The sequence below is a fragment of the Spirulina subsalsa FACHB-351 genome, from assembly GCF_026130165.1.
Taxonomy (GTDB): domain Bacteria; phylum Cyanobacteriota; class Cyanobacteriia; order Cyanobacteriales; family Spirulinaceae; genus Spirulina_A; species Spirulina_A subsalsa_A.
The window spans coordinates 1-4,916 of record NZ_JAIHOM010000206.1; the positions used below are offsets into that span (position 1 = coordinate 1).

Annotated in this window: 4 protein-coding genes; 2 read left to right on the forward strand and 2 right to left on the reverse strand. The window is 51.9% G+C overall.

Annotated elements, in window-relative coordinates; all coding sequences use genetic code 11:
• Nucleotides 1–93 (forward strand): transposase (locus K4A83_RS21980; RefSeq protein ID WP_265263515.1); only part of this gene is annotated, 93 nt, incomplete at its 5' end.
• Between the two features lie 21 nt (nt 94–114).
• Here the strand turns inward: K4A83_RS21980 and drmA are convergent.
• Together drmA and K4A83_RS21990 are read right to left on the reverse strand one after the other, a co-directional pair.
• Nucleotides 115–3,867, reverse strand: a complete 3,753-nt coding sequence (gene drmA / locus K4A83_RS21985; RefSeq protein WP_265266853.1) for a DISARM system helicase DrmA — start codon at nt 3,865–3,867, stop codon at nt 115–117.
• 462 nt (nt 3,868–4,329) lie between these two features.
• Entirely contained in the window at nt 4,330–4,590 is a 261-nt protein-coding gene (locus K4A83_RS21990; RefSeq protein WP_265266854.1) for a hypothetical protein, read from the reverse strand.
• Nucleotides 4,591–4,666: 76 nt separating this feature from the next.
• Between K4A83_RS21990 and K4A83_RS21995 the strand changes: the two genes are divergently transcribed.
• A partial coding sequence (locus K4A83_RS21995; protein WP_265266855.1) for a hypothetical protein occupies nt 4,667–4,916 on the forward strand: 250 nt, incomplete at its 3' end.

Sequence of the window (4,916 nt, forward strand, 5' to 3'; positions counted from 1 at the left end):
AAATGGAGTCCCAGCTATTTTGCTATTTCTGTGGGTGGAGCGCCGCTAGAAGTCCTTAAACAATATATTAGAAATCAAGAAAAGCCGTCCTAGAAGGACGGGGCTTGAATCCCATTATTTTCGGTCATGGAGGAGGGAAATGGTGGTGCCGCCGCCTTGGGAGGCTCTGTACTGGAGTTTAGACCCCGCTTCATCGGGTTGGGCGCGGTCCTTCCAAGCTTCGATTAAACCCCTCAAACGCTCTCGAATCTCTGGTTCCTTGCTGGCATCTTGGAAAATCTCGACAATTCGGTTGGCGATCGCATCCACACTATTGACAACATCAGAATGTTGGCTCATTTCCTCCGTCAGTTTGGCCGCCCCATTTTGGCCATTAAACTCAAAACCCGACAGACGCACCAAAGACACCAACAAGGCCGCTAATCCCCGTTGTAAAGCCCCCGAGGAGGCCGGAGTCACAGAGAGGGGTTCCACGTGCTGGTAGAACGTCTTGTGGTAATGTTCAAAGCGTTCGTAGTGGGATAAATCCCTTGGTCTTGCCCAGTTATAGATCGTCAGGACAAGACCCGGACTATTGCGCCCCACCCGGGAGGTAGCTTGGATATATTCGGCCGTGTTTTTAGGCTGTCCACAGGCCACCATTAAACCCAAACGTTTCACATCAACCCCCACGGAAATCATATTAGTCGCCAAGATCACATCAAGGGGATAGTTCGCGCCCTTGTTCCGCTTTTTGTCCCCCTTTGGAGTGGGGAGTCGGGAGTCGGCAGATTTTCCAGAGTCGGGAGTCGGGGAATTCGGAATTATTCCCTCTGGCCGCTTCCCTCTGGCCTCTTGCCGCTCAAACTTGCATTCGAGAGCATCCAAAATTTTGGGAATATCCGTAGAGCTTTTACGGGAGGTTAACTCTTCCACCTTGCGAAGAGAGCGTTTCGCTAAACCCCGTTGATCCATCTTAAAAAGACGGGTGGTGATATCATCATCCACCAAGCGACGAGTCCCCCCTAACTCCCGCAGCGAATTGAAATAGCCCACAAGGGTCATCCAAGGATCTGCATCATGACCCTCCTCTAGGAGTTGTTGTCCGGCCGCGAGGGCGGCTAAATAAACCCGAATGACGGCGGCTTTGATGCGACGACCGGGGGCGCAAATGCCTAAATATAACCGTCCGGGGTGTTCCGCGCTGGGGGGACGTTGGCGGGAAAAAAAGTTATCTTCAATGTCGATGGCCTGGGGGGGAAAAATCTTCACTTTCCGCAGAAACAGGTTATGAACTTGGCTGTTCGCTTGGCGAATGGTGGCCGTGGAGGCGATGACTTTGGGGCGTACTTTTTGGGGATTCCCGTTGGGTCGGGACGTTCCCCCTTCCCCATTCCCCGCGTCCCAAGTGCAAAGTTCATCCACAGCCGTTTCATAAAGACCCACGAGACTCCCCAGAGGGCCACTAATCAGGTGTAATTCGTCTTGAATAATCAAATCCGGGGGACGTAGAGGCAGTTGGGCGCGGGTGCGGGCGGCGGGGAGTTTGCCTTTCGCGGGGTGGAAATCACTATCTTCCAGGTCAGGACAACGGAATCCGTGGCGGGGACAGTAGCCATTCACTTTCCCGAACAACATTTGAGTTTTGCCATTCCAAGGCATTTGGGCAAATTTATCCACCGTGGCAATGACCAGGGCCGGTAAACGACGGTAGATTTCCTCATCCACCACCACCACAGGTAAACCTTCATCGGGAGCTTGACGGCGACTGAAGAGGCATTGACCCCGTAAATCGCCACAAAAAACCAGAGTCCGACCCATATCCTTTTCAAATGTCCGCACGTCAATATGTTTGCCCGGGTTAATCTCACTGCCACACCAGGGGCAGTTGGTCAGTTGGTGGGGAGTTCCGATGTTGCCGCTATAATTTTGCCCCCGTTCCTGTTTGATCACTTCTTCGCTTTGGCGCGTCCAGTTGGGGGTGCTTTTATTCCCCACCCACAGACCAATCCGGAAGGGTTCTTGGCCCCAAAGTTCGGGATTCTTCCGGCGGATGGCTTCACAGGCACAAATCAGGGTAGTGGCTCGTTGGAATTGCTGGAGGGTCAAGAGGCGCAGGGTATAGCGCATCAGTACCGCTACGCCGTAATTGCCATCATAGCCATTAACCACCCCTTGGAGTCTCCGCAGGGCTAGGGTATAGGCAGTTAATCCTAAATAGGCCTCGGTTTTGCCCCCCCCAGTGGGAAACCACAGTAAATCACAATTGCCTCCAATGCGTCGGTCACTATGGTTCAGATCCGTCAGGCCGGGGAGATTGAGCAGGATAAAGGCCAGTTGGAAGGTTCGCCAACTGTGATTTTTCGGTTGGTCGAGGGCTTCGGGAGCAAGGTCTGAGTGGCCTTGTCGTTTCTGTTCGGCGTAGATTCCCCGAATCCGTTGGTAGGTCATGGCCTGATTCATGAATTGAAAGGCTTGCAGGGCTTGGGAATCCCTCGTGAGCAGGTCAATTCCCCCTTGAATCCGTTCTAGGGCCTGGCGACAATTTTCTAGGTTGCGGCGGGCGGTTTTCTGAAAAAAGTCGGGTTCCTGGGGAAGATTCGGGATATTTTGCTCTTGCTCCTCTAGCCATTCTTCATAGGCTCTGGTGAGGGGGGTGAGCATTCTGGGGAGGGTTTCCGGGGGAGCGGTGGCTAGGGCTTTCATGTCTAACTCTAACCCCGCTAAGGCGGGAATTTCCCTGGCATCCGGGGGGGCGGTACTGGGGACGAGGCAACGGGGAATGAGGCTCGTTCGGAGTTTGTAGGCCTGTTGGGGGTTTTGGGGGTCTAGGTCGGCGTGGATGCTGGTGTTATGACCGACGGCAAATTCTACTGAGTTGCGATAGAGCAGTTGGAGGGATTCCTGTTCGGCACGGATCTTAACATCCAGTTTGCTGTTACTGTTGAGGGGTTTACGGATAAAGATGGGGCGTTTATCCGGGTGTTGAACGGTGATTTCTGGTTGGAAAATCCAGCTTTTTTCCCGGTTTTGGCGGGGTTCGGTTTGCAGGTTTTCCAGAAACACGGTGACGAGCCAATTTTCCTCATAGCGGCGATACCGGAGTTTTACCACCACGTCCGGGCTATTGGGGTCGGGCTGCCATTCCAGGGGGGTTGTGCGGTCTTCTCGCAGGGCAAAGGTTTTGCGGTCACTGTGGGGCGTTCTCTGCCAGACCGATTTAGGGTTTCCTTCTTGGGTCAGGTATTCGTTACTTTTGCCTTTGTCGTAACTTCCCCACCGGGCGATGATTTGGATGTTTTGACTATCTCCGGCAATGGAGAAGGTCATCCCTAGGGAAGAGGGGAAAAGGCTACTGTTGGGGGCGTTTTCTTCGGTGTCGCCGTCGTCGTTGGTTTTTTGTCCGGTGGCCGCTAGGGGGTCTTGTTGGGCGGGGTCTTCTTCCGTGGGGTCTTCGGCCTGTTTGTTGCGGTGTCGGGGTGCGATCGCGCCAATCAAATAGCGTTCGGTTAAACTGCTTTCGTCCACCTCCTCAAACTCCCCATTCACCGGGCCGTGTAGGTCTTTGTAGATCATCTCTACCAGTCTTTTCCGCAGGTCAAATTGATCCGTTGTCTGGAGAAGGGGGGCAGTTTCCGGGTCTGGGTCTGGGTTTTGTTGGAGAATGGCAATAATCCGGTTTGCCAGTTGGGGTGAAAGGGTATCCTCCCCGAGGGCGGCCCCGTGGTCACTGAGGTTTAAGCCCCCTAGGAGTTGGGTCAATTCGGCATCGCTGACCTCTTCCACCAAGCTCCAATCCAGTTGGGCGCTGCCCTCCCGCAATTGGGCGTTAATGGCGTTAAGGTCGAGTTGAGCGAGGTTATTTCCGGGGAGTTCGATGGTTTGCATGGGCAAATTTCTCCTCTTTTGGGGTTTATCATTCAATTATTCCCAATCTTCGGAAACAAATCGGTCGGGAAGTGAATTTGTAGGTTGGGTGGAACGAAGTGTAACCCAACATTTGCGGGGGTGTGTTGGGTTACGCGCTTTGCTTCACCCAACCTACAAGATAACGCGATCGCCTCCCACTCAGAAACCGGGTTTTTGCTAGAGATTAGATGCACCAACGCTTAGAGTAACTCAACCCGGTTTCTCCCACTGTAAGGGTTTATCCCATAAACCCTCTAATCGTAGGAAACGAATCGATCAAGGTTTCACTGTAAAAACTGACTAACAAAAAGAGATGACAACTTGAATGGTAGGGTTGCTAGCATTTTGTTCCAGCCACGTCAAAATTTGATTTTCAGGGGAGTTTTTTTCTAACTGACCAACAATATAAACATTTGTATCCAAGAAGATTCTCATTTTGACTTATTTCTCCCCAAAACGTTCCTGAGCCATTTCTCGCTTAACGTCTTGGATCAATTCTAGGACTTGCTCACGGGTACGGATTCCAGCCTCTTCAAAGGATTTTTTGATATTGGGATCAACTTCTGCAAAACTACTGCTTTTTTGCTCATGTAAAGTCACTTGAACTTCTACCTCTCCATCCCACGGAAAGGGAGCCGTGTTCTGATCTAGAATAAGTTGACCATTTTCGATTTTTCCTTTTACTTTGAGTGAGATCGCCATAGTTTCACCTCTGGAGTCGATTTGTTGTCTATAAAAGTTTAACGCTCATCCTTCAGGAAGTTAATGTGTAGGTTGGGTGGAACGAAGTGTAACCCAACATTTGCGGGGGTGTGTTGGGTTACGCGCTTTGCTTCACCCAACCTACGGGATAACGCGATCGCCTCCTATTCAGAAACCGGGTTTTTCCACTGTAGGGGTTTATCGCATAAACCCCCCAACCTTTAACCCCCCCCCAACCTACGCGAAGGGTGTTGGGTTACGCTTTGCTTCACCCAACCTACGGGATAACGCGATCGCCTCCTATTCAGAAACCGGGTTTTTGCTAG